The 18,961-nt window shown below is 50.5% G+C and carries 17 protein-coding genes; 2 read left to right on the top strand and 15 right to left on the bottom strand.

The genetic code is table 11. From position 1 onward, the window contains the following. Positions 1 to 101: 101 nt before the first annotated feature. The 14 genes from G358_RS0124485 to G358_RS0124550 form a co-directional block, all read right to left on the bottom strand. Positions 102 to 2,255: a HelD family protein gene (locus G358_RS0124485; protein ID WP_019639905.1), complete on the bottom strand. Its 2,154-nt coding sequence runs from the start codon at positions 2,253 to 2,255 to the stop codon at positions 102 to 104. A 130-nt stretch (positions 2,256 to 2,385) separates the two neighbouring features. Continuing rightward, positions 2,386 to 3,867 carry a sensor histidine kinase gene (locus tag G358_RS30830; RefSeq protein WP_019639906.1) on the bottom strand — a complete coding sequence of 494 codons (1,482 nt, stop codon included), beginning with the start codon at positions 3,865 to 3,867 and terminating at the stop codon, positions 2,386 to 2,388. 8 nt (positions 3,868 to 3,875) lie between these two features. After that, positions 3,876 to 4,565, bottom strand: a complete 690-nt coding sequence (locus tag G358_RS0124495) for a response regulator transcription factor (protein WP_019639907.1) — start codon at positions 4,563 to 4,565, stop codon at positions 3,876 to 3,878. A gap of 13 nt (positions 4,566 to 4,578) precedes the next feature. Then, complete coding sequence (locus G358_RS0124500) at positions 4,579 to 5,364, bottom strand: ABC transporter permease (protein ID WP_019639908.1); 786 nt, start codon at positions 5,362 to 5,364, stop codon at positions 4,579 to 4,581. A 13-nt stretch (positions 5,365 to 5,377) separates the two neighbouring features. Continuing rightward, on the bottom strand, positions 5,378 to 6,205 hold the full coding sequence (locus G358_RS0124505; RefSeq protein ID WP_019639909.1) for an ABC transporter permease: 828 nt from the start codon (positions 6,203 to 6,205) through the stop codon (positions 5,378 to 5,380). Beyond that, positions 6,202 to 6,945, bottom strand: coding sequence for an ABC transporter ATP-binding protein (locus G358_RS0124510; protein WP_019639910.1), 744 nt, complete (start codon positions 6,943 to 6,945; stop codon positions 6,202 to 6,204). Before G358_RS0124510 ends, G358_RS0124505 begins: the two co-directional genes overlap by 4 nt. Positions 6,946 to 7,059: 114 nt before the next feature. Beyond that, entirely contained in the window at positions 7,060 to 7,812 is a 753-nt protein-coding gene (locus G358_RS0124515; RefSeq protein ID WP_019639911.1) for a tRNA threonylcarbamoyladenosine dehydratase, read from the bottom strand. Between the two features lie 81 nt (positions 7,813 to 7,893). Beyond that, positions 7,894 to 9,675, bottom strand: a complete 1,782-nt coding sequence (gene aspS, locus G358_RS0124520) for an aspartate--tRNA ligase (RefSeq protein ID WP_019639912.1) — start codon at positions 9,673 to 9,675, stop codon at positions 7,894 to 7,896. A gap of 672 nt (positions 9,676 to 10,347) precedes the next feature. After that, positions 10,348 to 11,592 carry a histidine--tRNA ligase gene (gene hisS, locus G358_RS0124525; RefSeq protein WP_019639913.1) on the bottom strand — a complete coding sequence of 415 codons (1,245 nt, stop codon included), beginning with the start codon at positions 11,590 to 11,592 and terminating at the stop codon, positions 10,348 to 10,350. 732 nt (positions 11,593 to 12,324) lie between these two features. Continuing rightward, complete coding sequence (locus tag G358_RS0124530; protein WP_019639914.1) at positions 12,325 to 12,783, bottom strand: hypothetical protein; 459 nt, start codon at positions 12,781 to 12,783, stop codon at positions 12,325 to 12,327. A gap of 48 nt (positions 12,784 to 12,831) precedes the next feature. Further along, positions 12,832 to 13,341: a type 1 glutamine amidotransferase domain-containing protein gene (locus tag G358_RS0124535; RefSeq protein ID WP_019639915.1), complete on the bottom strand. Its 510-nt coding sequence runs from the start codon at positions 13,339 to 13,341 to the stop codon at positions 12,832 to 12,834. Between the two features lie 94 nt (positions 13,342 to 13,435). Further along, positions 13,436 to 13,603, bottom strand: coding sequence for a hypothetical protein (locus G358_RS33235; RefSeq protein WP_019639916.1), 168 nt, complete (start codon positions 13,601 to 13,603; stop codon positions 13,436 to 13,438). Between the two features lie 112 nt (positions 13,604 to 13,715). Further along, positions 13,716 to 14,180, bottom strand: a complete 465-nt coding sequence (dtd, locus tag G358_RS0124545) for a D-aminoacyl-tRNA deacylase (protein ID WP_019639917.1) — start codon at positions 14,178 to 14,180, stop codon at positions 13,716 to 13,718. 38 nt (positions 14,181 to 14,218) lie between these two features. Then, positions 14,219 to 16,396 (bottom strand): RelA/SpoT family protein, encoded by a 2,178-nt coding sequence (locus G358_RS0124550; protein WP_019639918.1) that lies wholly within the window; start codon positions 16,394 to 16,396, stop codon positions 14,219 to 14,221. Between the two features lie 266 nt (positions 16,397 to 16,662). Here G358_RS0124550 and G358_RS0124555 point away from each other — a divergent pair, with 266 nt between their 5' ends. Beyond that, complete coding sequence (locus G358_RS0124555; protein ID WP_019639919.1) at positions 16,663 to 17,013, top strand: DUF4870 domain-containing protein; 351 nt, start codon at positions 16,663 to 16,665, stop codon at positions 17,011 to 17,013. Positions 17,014 to 17,306: 293 nt separating this feature from the next. After that, the gene (uraA, locus tag G358_RS0124560) at positions 17,307 to 18,590 is read left to right on the top strand and encodes a uracil permease (RefSeq protein ID WP_019639920.1); all 1,284 of its coding nucleotides are present in this window, start codon (positions 17,307 to 17,309) and stop codon (positions 18,588 to 18,590) included. Between the two features lie 177 nt (positions 18,591 to 18,767). On the opposite strand, the gene G358_RS30835 is transcribed toward uraA, so the two are convergent. Further along, positions 18,768 to 18,961, bottom strand: a 194-nt coding sequence (locus G358_RS30835) for a transposase (RefSeq protein ID WP_019639921.1), incomplete at its 5' end; no start/stop codon positions are given.

An 18,961-nucleotide genomic window follows, 5' to 3' on the forward strand; every position in this document is an offset into this window, starting at 1 on the left:
TAGAATTTCCTAGTGAGCAGCTCCTTTATTTCATTTTTAACCATCATTAGATAACAGGACTGTCCGCTTTCTCGGCCGGAATAAAATGATTATAACTGAATTTATAGGAGAGGACGTGCCACGTTCATGACCATTTCTGAATTCTCCGTGAACACATAATCGGGCAGCTCCTCTCCATGCAGCAGCCAGAGCTCGTGCAGGGCCCTTGTACAGCCGACGTAGAGCAGTTTAGCATCCTCCGGCGAGTAATGCTCCCGGTCGATATCCGTAACGATGACGGCATCAAATTCAAGCCCTTTGGATAAATAAGCTGGCAGCACGGATATGCCTCCAGTATACTGATCGGTGCTGCCATCGATCAAATGGATTTCGCTCCCATCCTGAACGAGTAATTCATGAAGCTCCCGGGCATCCTTCAGCGTCCGCGTCAGCAGTGCCGTCGTCCGGTAGCTTCCCTTGAGCACGGCCATCAGCGCCTCTTTGATGGCGCCGCTCCGTTCCGCTCCCGCTGCGGATAACAGCCTGACTGGCTCCCCGCTCCGAAACACAGGAACGGCCAGCAGCTCCGTACCTACTCCCTTAGCCAATATTTCGTTTCCAAACGATATTATTTCCATGGTTGAGCGGTAGCTGCGCGTCAGGGCAAAATAAGCCGTATCCTCCGCTTGAAACAGCTCTTGCATTTCGTGCCAATCACGGACCCCTTTGTAAAAATGAATGCCCTGCGATAAGTCTCCCAATATCGTAAAAGAATGCCCTTTGACAAAGTAGTCCAATACAGTGATTTGAAACGGAGAGAAATCCTGAGCTTCATCGATGACGACATGGTCGAAAGTCATCCTCCCCTCGATTTCGTGAATACGCGTGTATAAATAGAGCAGCGGCGCGAGATCCTCCTCTTTAACGATGCCCTGCTTCAAGTTGCCGCGCGTCTCCTGCCAAATGGCCATGGGAATATCAGCAGACATGTCGGGAAGGCCTATGCTCCCCTTTTTTTTGAGTTGAAATAGCTCCTCATACAGCGAAAGCGGTGTAAGCTCTGGCCACTTCTTGGCATAAGCCTTCTCGCGCTGCTGCGCTTTCTTCTTCCATTCCTTGAGCTGTGCTGCAGACGGGGCTTTCTTCAGCTCCATCTCGATCCAGCGGTGCAGCCGGGCCAGTACCCGCTCTTTACGTCTTGCTGCAGGATAATGCTTATACTCCCCCTCAAACCAAGCCATAATCTCGGCATAAGGAAGCTTCGTTCCCTCCCAAGGCTCGAATTCGATCTGCGGAACGCATAAGGCTTCCATGTTAGCTAGAAAAGCATCGATCACCGCCTTGAAGCGCATCGAGCCTTTGAATCGGCCCGGCAGCTCGCTCTCCGGCACAGGCTCTGACCGGCCTGCATCGAACCACCGGTGAAGATCACTCTGACTTGTCGCCGGTGGATGCTCCAGCCCAAGTACTTCCGCTGCCCAGTCCGGGAACGTGCTTTGCTGGATATCGCCCACGCCCAGCTCTGGCAGCACTTCGGAAATATAGTCGATGAACATATGGTTCGGCGCAAAAATGATCATGCGCTCCGCGTGGATCTGCTCTTTATATTGATACAGCAAAAAGGCCAAGCGATGCAGCGCTACCGTCGTTTTCCCGCTGCCCGCCACGCCTTGGATAATGAGCGCCGTGTTTTTTGCCGCCCGGATGATTTGATCCTGCTCCGCCTGGATAGTCGATACGATATCGCGCAGCCGGTTGTCTTTATTTTCGCCCAGCCGATAGACGAGAAATTCATCCGACACCGCGGGACCTTCGTCCTCCCGATTGAACGTATCGACGACGCGATCCAGAATCTGCTGGCGAATTACGATGTTTCTTTTTAAATAGACAAGCCCTTCGATAATGCCTTCTGGAGCTTCATATGAAGCCGAATCCCCGCCTGTAAATGAATAAAACAAACTCGCCACCGGCGCTCTCCAATCAATAACAATCGGCTGCTGGCCAGAAGGGTCGCCTACGCCGACTTTGCCAATATATAGAGAGGCAGGTTTCCGGCCCTGCTCCTCAAAATCTAGCCGGCCAAAGTAAGGCTCACGCACTGACTTCTCCAGCTGCTGGCGTTGTTCCTCCCGGCCCGCCTCCAGCACCTGCTCCGTAAAATCATGACCTGTATACACAGGTATGGCTCGCAAAGCTGACAATTGGCGGTCGATCTCCAGCAAGGTGCGATCCAGTCGCTCTTTCTCTTCTTGATAGGCACTTTGAAAATCAGTCATTTCAGTTACCTCCTAAGGTTAGTGTTCCAATTGTCCTGGCGAGTGTATTCCCATATCCAGAAGTCAAAAGGAGTTACATTATATCACCCGAGAAGGAAAAAAGCGACTTATTCTTCCTTAAAAAGAAAATTTACATGCTCTTAAACCATAATTTAATCCATGCTCCGCCGTTGGGATGATTATCAAGCACAATGTCACCGCCAAGCTTCAGAATCAGCTTGCTGACGATATAGAGGCCAAGCCCGGCATGGGACGTACCAGCAGCGCGGGAGGCATCTCCCTGGTAGAAACGGTTGAAGGCTGAGTGCAGATCCTTCTCGGCAAAACCGTCGCCTGAATCGTGAATCTCCATATAAATAAGTTCCTCTTGCACCGTTATTGTCCAGGCGATTTCCCCATCACGGGGGGTAAATCTGATACTGTTGGTTAATAAATTGTCCAATATTTGATTCAGGCGATGACTGTCCTGACGTATCGGCCCGGAATGATTGCGTTGATCAATATATTCGTAGTGCAGCCGGATTCCTTTATTCTCGCACAGCATGCTGTATTCTTCTGCTTTTTGGCGAATAAGCGGATCCAGCTCGATCATCTCTGGAGTGAACTGAAAATCAGGCCGCTCCACCTCAGACACTTCATTCATTTCCTCTACGAGGCGTATTGACCTGACTGTATTAAACTTGATAGTGTCCAAATACCGCTTCAAGCGCTCTTGCTGATGCGGCCCGCCTGACAGCAGGCCGTCCACATGCCCCTGGATAATTGTAAGCGGCGTCCGCAGATCATGCGCCATTGCCGCGACCATTTCCTGCCGCTCCTGCTCAGAGCGCCATTCCCGGAATAATGAGCCCTGCAAAGTACAGCGCATTTGCTCAAATGCCCTGCCGAGCTCATCCAGCTCCCGGGCCCCGCCGATCTCCCCGATCGCAAAATCCAAATCCTGGCGTTCAATGCGCTCAGCCGCTTCAATCAATGAAGCGATCGGCTGATTAATTCGTTTGCCGAATCTGCGGCTGAATATAAATGTAAAAAGAGCCAAATATACAAAAGGCGCCGCCAAATTGCCGAAGTAAAACAGCGCCAGCCGATTAGCCTGATCCGGATTCGCAGCGCGGACCGTCAGCTTGTAATGCAAGATGAGCCCGCCTTTTAAAGCTTCATCCGCACCAAGCACAGGATAAAACTTAAGAAAGCCCCCTTTCCAGTTGGCATTGCTGCCAAACTTGCGAATCAAATCACCGGGTCCACTGACAAGCGGTTCGGCAAGGGTGCCGTACAAAATATGTCCCGACAGATCCACGACCTGATATGCGATCCCTTTTACCGGAATGACCTCTTCCAGCTTTGGTCGGAAGCTAGGGTCAAGGAGCTCCTCTCCCTGGTTGTCCACGAACTTATATATGTCCGGAATTTGCAGTTCATAATAATTAGCGGGCTTTGACGATAACGGGCCGTTCTTATTCATAAGCGCATAAAATAAACTGCTCCCCCACGTAAACAGTGTAGTTAATAATGTACTGATAAGAATTAACATAAAAGTATATGTTAATTGACGGCTAAGGGGGACCGAATCGTTCCAGCGGAGCAGCTTCATTCGCATTCGCATTCGCATTTGCAATCTTATCTTCTGTCCCATCGGTAACCTACGCCCCAGACAGTAGATATATAATCTTCCGCCACCCCGGCTTCCCCCATTTTTGCCCTTATTTTTTTAATATGCTCGGTAATCGTAGAGGAGTCACCTACTGCATCCACTCCCCATACGCTTTCATAGATTTGATCACGCGAAAAAACCTGTCCCGGCCGCAGAACAAGCAGCTGCACAATTTCAAACTCGCGCGCTGTCAGCTTTACCGGGGTCCCCCGATAATACATGCTGTAGCTCTGCAAACTAATCGTCAGCTCGCCAAAACGGAGCATTCTATTGTCATACTTCCCTTGCGCCCCGCGCTGCTCCCGGCGCAAATGGGCCTGCAATCTGGCGAGCAATTCATCAATGCTAAACGGTTTAACGAGATAATCGTCGCCACCGATCGCCAGTCCTTCGATGCGGTCACTGACAGCATGCCGGGCACTTAGAAATACGATGGGACAGTCCACCACATCCCGAAGCTTGCGGCATAATTCAAAGCCGCTCATGCCGGGCATCATGACGTCGAGCACGACGATATCAGGCGGCGGCTCAAGCATAGGAAATACCGATTCCCCATCATATGCTACAGCCACCTCGTATCCTGCATCCTGCAGAGCATCCCGCATAAAATTGATCATATCCGGCTCGTCATCAACGAGCAGAATCCGCTCTTTCATTGCCGCTCTCCTCCTACGCGAGGTAACTGCGTTTATTCCAAATCCACTGAACCCCAATAAATGTAATGATAGCACACAGAATTGAAATCACAATTAAATCTGCCCCCGTATGCAGCCCCCCCAGCCGCTTGAAAATATCATCCGCTGCACTGAACAAAAACGAAAGCTCAGCGACGAAATACATCCCGCCAATGATTACCCCAATCGTAGCCATGTAGGCTAAAATAGCATTAGGCAGCAAAGTGCTCAGGATTGCACTAATTCCCATAACGGCCAAAAAAACTAAATAGGCAGTCCCGTAAAACATAAGGGTATATCCCATAGCTCCTGCAAAGCCGAGAGTGGAAGTATTCAGGAAGCTCACTGACATTACGGGCGGGAGCATCGTTAATCCAAATACGATTCCCGTAACCATCATCAATGCAGTCATGATAAGCAGCAGTACCGCCATAACTACCCATTTGGCCGTGACCAGCTTCCAGCGCGGCAACGGACGCAGGAGCACATTCCGCAGAGCCCCTGAAGTATATTCCCCATTAAAGCTGTCCGCAGCTAGCATCGGAATTACGATCATATTTATAAAAATGGCCATTTCACGCAGCAGAAAGGGGGCCGCATTCAATGAATTTAAGTAAACACTCTGCTCCGCACTGTAGAAACTGATTCCGCCCATCATCCATAAAAAAACGCACTCAAGCAGCAGCAGTATAACAAACAGAATCATACTGACTTTTGTTTTCTTGCGAGCCCAGACTCTTTCCCATTCGCTCTGCATCAGAGCAAGCAAACCTGGCTTCATTCCTAATCCCCCTTCATACCCATCGATCCATACGTGTAAAAGAACGGTAGGCTAATCCCGCAAATAACGCCGTATACGCTGCGATAACAGTAAATATATATCCCCCGTAACGCGGGGACTCGCCAAGCATAAGTACAAGCCCCTGCCATTGAATCATTGGGATCGAGCTGAAATAAATCCGGCTAAACAGCTGGAATCCCAGCCAATGGACTAAGTACTCGGAAATCAACGGGTACAACAATGAAAATATATAAAAGCCGATCCCCAGCCCCATCGCAGTTGTCGTCGTTTGCGATACTACGGCAATCCACAGTGTGACCGCGATCATCGCCAATAATGTCAGCAGGCCCAGCCCATAAAATTTTAAATTATAAGCGAGCGCCATACCGTGGCCAACAGCTTCCTCGTAAAAAAACAGCTTTACCGTATCTGTGTGCGGAAACAGAAAATAGCCAACCGCGTAGCTACAAATAAAATAAACCGCCACAAGCATGGAGATTATCGATCCGATCACGGCAGCTTTAGCCAGAAAAATTTGGCCGAACGAATATGCCCGCAGCATTACCATCCGCAGCTGCCCCGTACGGTATTCTTCGGTCACTACTAGCGAAGTCAGCATAATGACGATAATATTGAATGCTGTCATCAGCATCTCCTCAAAACCAAGCACCGGGTAATTCCCGAATACAGCATACTGCGGAAGATCGGAAGCGGTATGTGCATTAGCGCTTAAAAAATAACGCCCAGCAGCATAATTTACGACAGGCATGGAAAGAAACAGACACCAGGTTAATTTCCGGGCCCACAACCGCTCCCATTCACTGGTGATTAAACTTCTCATCGGGTCATCAGCTCCACAAAGGCATCCTCCAGATTCCCCTTTTCGTTGCCGCCCAGCTTGCCACCGCCCAGCTCCACTGTCCGGCCTGACCATACCTTTCTTCCGTCCTTGATGAGGATCAGTTGGGAGCAAACTTTCTGAATCTCATCGAGCAAATGACTGGATATGAGAAACGACATGTTATATTTCTCCCGTAAACTTAAAATAAGATTCCGTAAATCACGCATCCCCATCGGATCAAGGCCATTTGCCGGTTCATCCAGAATGACGAAATCGGGATTGCCAAGTATAGCCTGAGCAACGCCGAGGCGCTGCTTCATCCCCAAAGAGTACGTCCCTACCCGATCATCAGCCCGTGCCGTCAGTCCGACGATGCCCAGCACCTCCTCAATTCGTTCCCGTTGCTCCTGAATGGACAAATTCGGATGCAGCCTTGCTAAATTGCGCAGATTTCCCCTTCCCGTCATATATGGAAAGAAGATCGGTGATTCGACGATCGCGCCCATTTTCAGAGCCGCCTCGGTCCGGTTCTTCTTCATGTCTATTCCGTTTATCGCGATCCGCCCTTTTGTCGGAGCTAGCAGACCGGTAAGCATTCGGATCATCGTCGTTTTTCCCGATCCATTCGGGCCTAGGAATCCGCATACTTCTCCCTTAGGAATCGAAAAGCTAATCCCGTCGATTATCGTCCGGCCTTTGATTTGTTTCGTCACATCATTTACTTCAAGCACACTGCTCATTATCGTTCCCTCCTCCTGCTTAGCTTAGAGGGGAATTATAAAGGTTCTATAAACATTTAAGGATATCCGGCCAAAAAAAAGAAAAAACCCCGCCGCTGACGAGGTTTTGCCCATTCAAATTTTTATTCCATTTGCTTCAAGCAGTTCGCGGACAGCAACGCTGACCATGATGAGTCCCACTACGGGCGGGACGAACGAGTTGCTGGCCGGAGGCTGCTTCGCCTTGCGGATTTTCGCGCCTTCCGGAGCAATTTTCTTGGTTACATCCTCACGCGGTTTGACCGGATCCTCAGTGGAAAATACCACCTTAACTCCTTTTTTGATGCCGTCTTTACGGAGCTTCGTGCGAATCACTCGCGCCATCGGGTCTACCGTTGTTTTTGATATATCCGCGACCTGAAACCGGGTCGGATCCATTTTGTTCGCAGCACCCATGCTGGACAGCATCGGAATGTTCCGCTTCAGACACTCTTTGATCAGATGGATTTTGTACATAATCGTATCCGAGGCATCCAGCACGTAATCGATATCGTATTGGAACAGTTGCTCGTAGGTTTCTTCCGTATAAAACATATTCAGCGCAATCGTCTCGCACTCTGGGTTGATGAGTTTAACCCGTTCACACATTAAATCCGCTTTCTTCTGCCCAATCGTCGTGGTCAGGGCATGGATTTGGCGGTTGATGTTCGTGATGTCTACGACATCCTTATCGATCAGAATGATGCGTCCGACTCCCGTCCGGGCTAGCGCCTCTACGGCGATCGCACCGACCCCGCCGATGCCGAGCACCGCTACCGTGCTGTTCTTCAATGCTTCAAGGCCTTCCGCCCCGATCGCCAGTTCTGTCCGTGAAAACTGATGCAGCATACTTCCCGCAATCCTCCTTTATGAAACAGAAACGGGCTGCGGCTTCCTGTCAGGAGGCAGTACCCGTTTCTTGCTAATGAATTATTGTTTTTTATCTTCAGCTGGCTTCACGGCCAGTTTAATATGAAGCTGCTCTAATTGAGGCGCATCTACTTCAGACGGTGCATTCATGAGCAGATCTGTCGCGCTGGCCGTCTTCGGAAACGCAATCGTCTCGCGCAGGTTGTTGCGGCCGGAAAGCAGCATAACAAGACGGTCAAAACCGAAGGCAACGCCGCCATGCGGAGGAGTACCATAGTCAAAGGCATCAAGCAAGAAGCCAAATTTCTCCTGTGCTTCTTCCTGTGACAAACCGATCGCCTTGAACATTTTCTCCTGAACGTCCCGTTTGTAAATCCGCATCGAGCCGCCGCCAACTTCGTAACCATTCAATACGAGGTCATAAGCTTGGGCCAAAATTTTACCTGGGTCAGTATCGAACAAGGCGATATCCTCATCGCGAGGGCGCGTGAACGGATGGTGTTCAGCCACATAACGCTTCTGATCCTCATCCCAGCCAAGCAGCGGGAAATCGACAACCCAAGCGAATTTGAATACATTGTCATCGATGAGCCCAAGCTCGCGGCCGATTTTGAGGCGCAGGTTGCCAAGTACGTCGGCAACTACCTTCTTGGTGTCGGCGGAGAAGAGCAGTAGATCGCCTTCCTCTGCACCTGTACGCTCTTTCAGCGCCTCGATTTCCTGCTCGGAGAAAAATTTAACGATCGGCCCGCGGAATTCACCTTCCTTCACTTGAATCCAGGCAAGACCTTTCGCGCCGTAGCGGGCCGCATACGTTCCAAGATCGTCAATCTCCTTGCGGCTCCATGTGCCGCAGCCTTTGGCGTTAAGTACTTTAACTTCGCCGCCCTTCTCGATGACGGAGGAGAATACTTTGACACCGCAGGTCGATACGATATCGTTCACTTCGATCAATTCCAGGCCAAAACGCAGGTCAGGCTTGTCGGAGCCGTATTTGCCCATCGCGTCGGCATAGCTCAAACGCTGGAACGGCGTAGGAATGTCGATGCCTTTGGTTTCTTTGAACAGACGTACAACGAGTTTTTCCATCATGTCGAGCAGTTCGTCGCGGGACAGGAAGGAAGTCTCGATGTCCACCTGGGTAAATTCCGGCTGGCGGTCGGCGCGCAGATCCTCGTCGCGGAAGCAGCGGGCGATTTGGTAGTAGCGCTCCACTCCGCTGACCATCAACAGCTGCTTGTACAGCTGCGGAGATTGCGGCAGGGCAAAAAATTCACCAGCATGTACACGGCTTGGTACGAGATAGTCGCGAGCGCCTTCCGGAGAACTCTTCGTCAGGATCGGCGTCTCAACTTCAACAAAACCTTCTCCGTCCAGGAAGTCGCGGAATACTTTCGCTGCTTTGGAACGAAGCATCAAAGTCTGCTGCATTTCCGGACGGCGAAGATCCAGGTAGCGGTATTTCAGGCGGATCGACTCATCTACTTCGATGCCGTCTTCAATGAAGAACGGAGGCGTCTTGGCCGCGTTCAGCACTTCGATCTCGGAAATTTGCACTTCGATTTCGCCGGTTGGCAGGTTCGGGTTGACCGTTTCCGGATCCCGCTTGACTACTTTCCCTTTAACGGCAAGGACGTATTCGCTCCGTACTTTATCGGCAATTTCCAGCGCTTCGCCGGAGTAGTCCGGGTTGAATACGACCTGCACGATGCCGCTGCGGTCGCGGAGGTCGATGAACAGAACGCCCCCGAGGTCACGGCGGGTTTGCACCCAGCCGTTTAATGTTACAATTTCTCCAATATGAGCGGCGCTAAGCGTCCCGCAATGATGTGTACGATTCATGGATTTATGGCTCCTTCAAAAGTAGTATTTTCTCAACCAGGATCTCAACCCTCCCAAACCCTCCCTTACCGTAAGGGAGGGCCCCCGAGGGCCCGCTGCCCTCGGGACTCCCGCAAACTGGAGTAACGTAGGAGGAGAAGAGGTGCTCCTGCAGCCGCTGTTCCCTTCGGGAATGCGCTGGGTTTGATGCGTGGAACGCTTTTCCCCCTTCGGGTACGTCTTACTTTTGGCGCTCCTGGGTTACCTGGTAAACACGCTGCATAGTTCTTCTGCTTTCGGCTCACCCGGGGCAATGGTATGGTGTATCAGCCGCTTGCCGCCCTGACGGGCCCGCTCTACGCCGGCGCTCCTGCGAATGGGCGATAACTGCTGCGGGAGTGCGTTTTGGCGGTGCTGCGTGCTTGTTGGGCGCTGTCCCCTTCGGGGATACGCTCGCCTCGGTGCATGGCAGGTGCTTCCTGTGGGTTGCGCTCTCTCCTGTGGAGATACGCTTGCTATGCTGCAGGGCAACTACTGCCTGCAGCATGGCTTGCGGTTCTTACTTCTGCTTTCTGCTATGGAGACGCTGTCCCCTTCGGGAATACGCTCACTATGGTGCAAGGCAAGGGCTCTTGCCGGTTGCGCTCTCTCCTGCGAAGATACGCTTGCTATGCTGCAGGGCAAACATGCTGCCTACTTCAGCTCGTTCGCAAGCTCAGCGAGCTTGACGGTGCGCTGCTCGCCGGTCTCCATCGACTTAAGGGCGATTTCGCCGCGCTCCAGCTCGTCATCGCCTAAAATGGCGGTGTAGCGGGCTTTCATCCGGTCGGCGGATTTCATCTGCGCCTTCATTTTGCGGCCCAGGTAGTCACGTTCGGCCGAGAAGCCGGCTTGACGCAGCTTGAAGAGCTGTGTCGAAATTTCCTTGTCGGCCGCTTCGCCTAAGGCGACAAGGTAGACATCGAGCGGCTTCTCCTCAGAGAAGCTGACGCCTTGCTTCTCAAGGATGAGCGCGATCCGCTCCAGGCCAACCGCGAAGCCGATGCCCGGCTGGTCAGGTCCGCCGATATCGGCAACAAGGCCGTTGTATCGTCCGCCGCCCCCGATCGTATCGATCGCTCCGATGCCTTGGGCTTTATATTCAAACGCGGTGTGCGTGTAATAGTCCAGTCCGCGAACCAGACGGTGATTGATCGTATACTCGATGCCCATCGCCGTCAGCAGTTCCTGCACTTTGGCGAAATGCGTCGTGCATTCTTCATCCAGGCTGTCTAGAATGGAAGGAGCATCGGCAAATTTCTCCTGATCCACCTTGCAGTCGAGCACGCGCATTGGATTGCGCTCAATCCGGGATTGACAGTCCTTGCACAGATCGTCCTTCATCGGCATGAGGAAACTAAGCAATTTGTCGCGATAGGCTGCCCGGCTCGCCGGATTGCCGACAGAGTTCAGTTCTACCTTGACCTCCTGCAGGCCAAGCTCCCGGCAGTACTCGTAACCAAGCGCGACAACCTCGGCATCAATCGCCGGATCAACTGCGCCTATCGCCTCCACCCCGAATTGGTGGAACTGCCGTTGGCGTCCCGCCTGCGGGCGCTCATAGCGGAACATCGGGCCAGTATAATACAGCTTCGTTACGTCCGGCTCCCCGTACAGTTTGTTCTCTACATAAGAGCGAACGACTCCTGCCGTTCCTTCAGGCCGAAGCGTCATGCTGCGGTCGCCCTTATCGGTGAACGTGTACATTTCTTTCTCGACAATATCCGTCGTTTCCCCGACGCCGCGTTCAAACAATGACGTTTGTTCGAAGATCGGCGTACGAATTTCCTTGTAATTAAAACGACGGCATAAGTCTCTGGCTCGCTCTTCAATGAATTGCCATTTCTCGACAGCGCCGGGCAGTATATCCTGCGTGCCTGTCGGCTTTTGAAAAGCCATGTTCATCCCTCCATCCATCTCTATCGTACTTACACTGTGAAAATAAAAAAACTCCCGTCCTGTTTATGATTTCAAACAGGGACGAGAGATCGTTTACGAATCACCCGTGGTGCCACCCACATTCCGATTGCCTTAACTATCGACTGGTAACAGGACTAGGACTAATTCCGTCTCAATTCCCGCGCCAAGCCTCTGGCCTTCGCTTTATGCGGTTAACGCCCGCCTGCGCCGTTCGGCTACTCTGCAACATTTCGCCGCCGGTTCTCAGGGAAGTCTTTCGTTCAATCATCACCGGAATCCTTCCAGCCAGCCATGGGCGGGAACAAGTCTCCAAGCATTTCAAGCTTTAGCCTGGAACAGCATGCATCCCTCACGCCGGGATTCCTCTCTGTGGATGTGGGGTTGAATTACTTTCTCCCGTCATCGAATAACAGTATTAAAGAAATTGCGTATATTTTTAGATTTTAAGTAACCCTGAGCGCAAAGTCAAGCTTTAATCAAGAAAAAGACCTGCTACCAACGGGGTGCAGGTCCAAAAGTATATATTTTAAAAGGGGGTCATGCTTTTATTATAAACAGGCTATGTTAAAGGAACATGAAAGTAATGTTACAAGTATATTACATGTACGGAAGCGTTTCATTTGGATATAGTAGTTACATTTATATTACATAGTGGAAAACGGTTTAATTTCAATTACATTAAACAATCGAAAGCGATTTATTTCGCCGCCATCATTCAGCAAGCTGCGCTACAAAAGCACCCTGGGAGCGCAGTTTATGAACGACGCCATCGTAATCCTGATCCCGGACTTTAAGGCTCAGCACATATTGCAGGCTGTCGTAATCCTCATCGCCGAAATCGTTCAGATCCATCACCTGGTCCGCTTCATTCCTCTCTCTTCCCTCCATCGACCCCTCAGCACGGCCGCCCTCAGCATTGGTGCTGCTTGGCATAACGACCGGCACGAAACCTTGCCCGCCGGCAGCCCCCGGGTAGCCTACGGCACCGTAGGTGCCCCCTGCCGCGTTGTTGCTTACCGAGACGAAGGGAACAAGGATGTTCGTGTCCCTTCCAATCGGCTGCTCCAGGCGTCCGACCTCAACCTGCTCCGTCTCAATCGGAAGCAGGCTCGTTCTGGCCCCCTCCGCCTGATCCTCACTTTTAAAATAAGCTTGAATATGTTTGGCCATGTCGATCTCTCCTTCGTCACTTTGATCGGGAAAGACTGGATTTCCCGCTTACTTCAGCGCCTGCAGGATTTCGTGCACAAAGGCCGGTTCATCTTCAGGCGTGCGTGAAGTAATATAATTGCCGTCAACCACGACTTCCTGGTCTTTGAACTTGGCTCCCGCGTTGACCATATCGTCCTTGAGCGGAGGATAACACGTTATCGTGCGGCCCTCCAGCAGATTCGCGCTAATGAGGATTTGCGGGCCGTGGCAAATCGCCGCAATCGTTTTTTGGGCCTCATTGGCCATTTTGACAAATTGCAGTATCCCTTCGTTCAAGCGAAGATTTTCTGGAGATGACCCGCCAGGGATGACTACGGCGTCGTAATCCGCCACTTTGACATCGGTAATGGCTTTCTCCGCCTTATATTCAGCCTTGCCTTGCTTTCCCTTCAGCGTCTCCCCTGCTTTGAGGCCGATAATATCTGCTTCGTGGCCTGCCTTTTTCACTTCGTCATATGGAACCTGCATCTCCGAATCTTCAAAGCCGTTAGCCAGCAGAAAGGCTACTTTGCTCATGGCTGTCCCTCTCCTTCCCAATAATTTTCCTCTCGGGAAGTTATTACCCGCAACGCGATTTTTTATAACAAAGCAAAAATAGAGCCGATTGGCTCTAGCTTCCCGGACGGGGGATTAACTCCCTACCCGGTTTAAACTCCAAATGTATCCACTCCTGCTCCTCGGTTCTGGTTGCCCGGGACAGCATGGAGGCTTCGATCCGGTCTCCCGCAGGAATCAGTGAAGCTTGGCGCCACTGCACTGCTTTCAGCGACTGTCGCATGAAGTAAACTCCTTTAATTAGCAGTTGTGTTTATTTATTTTGGAAACAAAAAAATACGATCTCTCCTCTTCAGATTGCCCTGAAAAGAGAAATCGTATTCCAAATCTGCGTGCTACGGCGTTTCCACCTTGGGCGGCTGCTGGCTTTCCAGCATTAAGGTTACGGGACCCCAGTTCGTCAACTGAACGTCCATGTTAGCCCCGAACTCCCCTGTCTCGACTACCAGTCCTTTGTCCCGAAGCAGAGCGTTGAACCGCTCATATAGCGGCTCCGCCGTTTCCGGCCTCGCCGCAGCAATGAAGCTCGGGCGTTTGCCCTTGCGGCAATCTCCGTAAAGCGTAAACTGGGAAACGGACAAAATTGCTCCGCCAATATCGGTTACGCTGCGGTTCATCTTACCCTCGCCATCTTCAAAAATCCGCAGCCCGGCAATTTTGTCCGCCAGGTACGCCGCCTCCTTCTCCGTGTCCTCATGCGTAATGCCGACCAGCAGCATGAGGCCATGACCAATCGAACCAATGACGGCGCCATCTACTGTAACCTTCGCTTCCTTGCAGCGCTGCACAACAACTCTCATCGATCCATTTCTCCTTTAATTCCATCCCTGCTCCGGGGTTACTGCATAATACGGTGCACGGTATACACATCCTGAACCCGTTTAATCTTCTCGACGACGGAATGCAAGTGATCGGTATTCCGGATCAGAATCGTCATGTGAATGAGCGCCATCTTATTCTTGTCCGCTCTTCCCGACACCGCGGAAATATTCGTCTTGCTCTCCGATACAGCCTGCAGTACTTCATTCAAGAAGTTGCGCCGGTCATGCCCGGTAATTTCAATATCGACACTATAGTTCGCTTCCACTGCGTTTTCCCATTCCACTTCAATGACGCGCGCTGCCTCTTCCCCATCGCTCGCCGTTGGAATATTCGGACAGTCCCTGCGGTGAACAGAGACGCCCCGCCCCCGGGTAATGTAGCCGATAATGTCGTCCCCCGGCACCGGGTTGCAGCATCTGGCAAAGCGCACGAGCAAATTGTCGATGCCTTTAACGACAACGCCGTTCGTTGGGCGGGACCTGCGCACCTCGGACTGGGCTTTCACTTCTTTCACTTCGGAAGTCAGCTCGATTTGCTCCGCTTCTTCCTGCTCTTTCCGGAGCTTCTCCGTCAGCTTCGTCACGATTTGGGATGCGGTAATACCGCCGAATCCGATGGCCGACAGCATATCCTCTACATCGTTGAATGCGTATTTCTTCGCCGCTTCCAGCAGCTTATCCTCCGTCATCCACTGCGGCGCATCCAGGCCTGCCCGTTTCAGCTCGCGCTCGATAGCTTCCCGGCCCTTGTCCACATTCTCTTCCCGCTTCTCTTTCTTGAACCACTGTTTAATTTTGCTGCGGGCATGAGAGGACTGGGCAATTTTGAGCCAATCCTGGCTCGGCCCGTAAGAATGCTTGGAGGTCAAAATCTCAACGATATCCCCCGTCTTCAGCTTGTGATCGAGCGGTACGATCCGTCCATTCACTTTCGCGCCGATCGTGCGGTTGCCTACCTCGGTATGGATACGATAGGCAAAATCCAATGGCACGGAGCCTGATGGCAGCTCGATCACTTCGCCCGAAGGCGTGAAGACAAACACAAGGTCAGAGAAGAAGTCCATCTTGAGCGATTCAACAAACTCCGAGGCATCCTTGGCCTCATGCTGAAGCTCCAAAATTTCCCGAAAGAACGTCATTTTGTTCTCCGGCGTGTTGGTGTCTGTCCCCTCTTTGTACGCCCAGTGAGCCGCAATCCCGTATTCCGCTGTCCGGTGCATTTCTTTCGTACGGATTTGCACCTCTGTAGGCTCCCCTGTAGGACCTACCACAGTCGTATGCAGCGATTGATACATATTCGCCTTCGGCATAGCAATGTAATCCTTGAAACGGCCTGGCATCGGCTTCCAAAGCGTATGGATGATCCCGAGTGTCGCATAACAATCTTTAATATTGTTCACGATAATGCGAATCGCCAGCAGATCATAAATTTCATTGAACTGCTTATTCTTTGTCGTCATTTTCTTATATACGCTGTAAATATGCTTTGGACGGCCGGACAGTTCAGCCTCCACACCCATCTCATCCAGCTTCTCTTGAATGCGGGCGATAACGTTCTTAATGAATTCCTCTCTCTCCGCCCGCTTCTTGTGCATCAGATTGGCAATGCGGTAATACTGCTGCGGATTTAAATAGCGTAGTGAAATGTCTTCCATTTCCCACTTAATCGCCGAGATCCCCAGACGATGGGCAATCGGGCAAAAGATTTCCAATGTCTCATATGCAATGCGGCGCTGGCTCTCTTCAGATTGAAATTTGAGCGTCCGCATGTTATGCAAACGGTCTGCAAGCTTAATGACAATAACCCGGATATCCTGCGCCATGGCAATGAACATTTTCCGGTAGTTTTCATTCTGCTGTTCTTCCTTGGATTGAAACTTAATGCGCTCCAGCTTCGTCAGCCCGTCCACAAGCATGGCGCAATCGCTGCCAAAGTGATCATAAATTTCTTTCAAGGAAACGGTCGTATCTTCAACTACATCATGAAGCAAGGCCGCAATAATAGAGAGAGCGTCCATTTGCATGTTCACGACAATTTCCGCAACCGCTAGCGGATGCAGGATATACGGTTCACCGGATTTTCTCAGCTGTCCATGATGGGCTTGTTCCGCGAAGTCATATGCTTCCCGAATGCGCTTGAGATCCGGTTCTTTAATGTAGTTAGACGCCTTTTCGAGTAATCGCTCTATGCCCATTGAATCCGATTCGTTTCCTTTCTATATAAAATAAGGCTGTACTACAACGCATAAAAGGGCACTTTTTGCCCCATTTTGATTTCCTATAATTATGACTCCTGCGCCCACTTCCGTCAACTATCGCCGGATTGACCGTATATATACGCCTTCATTTCAGTTTCCTTAAAATAAATAATTTGTAGATACAGCAGGAATGAATTTAAAAAGCACCGAATATCTTTCTTTAGTTCCGATACATATTGTATTGCTAAGGAGGTTTTCCACTGATGAACGAACCGCAGGTCGACCCTTCATCCACCAGTCTCGATCCAAAGGTTGCAGGATTACTCTGCTATGTGCTAGGCTTCATTACTGGAATCATTTTTCTCGTCGTAGAGAAGAAAAGCCGTTTTGTTAAATTCCATGCCATGCAATCGGTCATCGCTCTCGGCTTGCTATCCATTGCCGAAATCGTTTTGTCACAAATTCCGTTCATCGGCTGGATCGCTTCATTCTTGATCATACTGCTTTATTTGGTGCTCTGGATTACGCTAATGCTTATGGCGCTGCAGGGAAGATGGTTTAAGCTGCCCTATATCGGCGATATTGCCGAGCAGCAGGCGGGCAATTTCAAGTAGCATTAACGATGAAAGCCAACAGCCGATATGGCTGCCAGCCACCCAAGCATGTCCCGGATCCGCATCGTGCGCACAGGGAGCAGTGTGCACGATGTACAACAAAAATCGGTAAAAACAGCGGATTTACAACATTCTCATACTTTGAGCAGGGCCTGAAGCGCGCAGTACGGCGGACTTTAGGTCCTTTTTTAAAATAATTTAGAACTATATAATATTTTCTGTTGAAAATTGCGAACATAGTCATTATCCTAGTAAGGATAACTAAATATGAACGTTTAGAGGAGTGACCCTGTTTGCAACGTGAAATTCAAGTTAATGAGAAAGTCCCCTTCGGGCCCGGTGTTCTGTTAAGTCTGCAGCACCTTTTTGCTATGTTCGGCAGCACGGTTCTTGTGCCGAATTATTTTGGAGTAGATCCAGCGATGATTTTGCTGATGAACGGAATCGGCACCCTGCTATACATCCTCATTTGTAAAGCAAAGATTCCCGCTTACCTCGGCTCCAGCTTTGCTTTTCTCTCCCCAGTTTATGGAGTTTTGATTGCCTATCCGGGTACCGGTTATTCTTACGCACTGGGCGCTTTTATCGTTACAGGTCTGATTTTTATCGCCATTGCTCTCTTAATCAAGTTCGCTGGTACACGGTGGATTGACGTAGTATTCCCTCCTGCGGCCATGGGGGCCATCGTTGCGCTGATTGGACTCGAATTAATTCCAGTCGCTGCCGGTATGGCAGGCTTAATTAACTCCGATCAAACCAAAGCCTGGACCCCAGATCCGACGGCAATTATCCTGTCGCTCGTAACACTCGGGGTCACCGTCCTTGGAGCCGTTCTATTCCGCGGCTTTCCAAAAATCATTCATATTTTGATCGGGATTGTCGTCGGTTACGGCCTGGCTTATTTCCTGGGTGTAGTGGATAAAGCTGCGATAGAAGCTGCTCCCTGGTTCTCTATGCCGACCGTTACGACACCCAAGTGGAATATATCAGTGATCATTACGATTATTCCGGTGGCGCTGGTCGTTATCGTTGAGCACATCGGACACCTGCTTGTAACAAGCAATATCGTTGGTAAAGACTTGTCCAAAGAGCCCGGCCTGCATCGTTCTCTGCTCGGCAACGGTATATCGACCGTATTGTCCGGATTCGTCGGATCAACGCCAAATACAACTTACGGGGAAAATATCGGGGTTATGGCACTGACCAAAGTTTATTCCATCTTCGTCATCGGAGGCGCGGCGATCTTTGCCATTCTGCTATCATTCTCGGGAAAATTCTCTGCCATGATTGCTTACATTCCGCCTCCAGTAATGGGCGGTGTCTCACTGTTGTTGTTCGGAGTTATCGCCGCCTCCGGGCTAAGAATTTTCGTGGAACAGAAAGTCGATTTCTCCCGCCCGACAAACATGCTGCTGGCTACGCTCGTTCTCGTTATTGGACTTAGCGGCGCCACATTGAAGATGGGCGACGTAGAACTAAAAGGGATGGCGCTGGCCACCATTGTCGGTATTTTACTGAGTCTGTTCTTCAAGCTCATTGAGGTACTTGGTCTGTCCAATGAAGAAGAAGCTGCATAATAATCCATTTATCTTTTTAAAAAGTAGCATGATTTTCAATATAAGCAATAGCGCAAAGTAACTAAAGAAATTAAAGAAATGAGGCTGGGACATAACTAGTCTCTAGAAGTAAAAAGGTGAAATCGCTTCGTCGATTTCACCTTTTTTAATGTGGTTTAAAGAAATACAGGCAAGGATTTAGCCCCTTACCGCATATTTTCTTAAGTTAACAGCCATTAACGCAAGTCCGATTTCATTTTCGACCTTCGCTTTTCCGCGAACCGAAAATCGAGTAAAACCTAAATTAGCTTTCAAGAATCCAAAAACAGGCTCTACGTCAATTTTCCGTTGACGGTAAATGGTAGCCGTTTCTTCTTCTGAAAGCTTCTCTC

The sequence above is a fragment of the Paenibacillus fonticola DSM 21315 genome (assembly GCF_000381905.1).
Classification (GTDB): Bacteria; Bacillota; Bacilli; order Paenibacillales; family Paenibacillaceae; genus Fontibacillus; species Fontibacillus fonticola.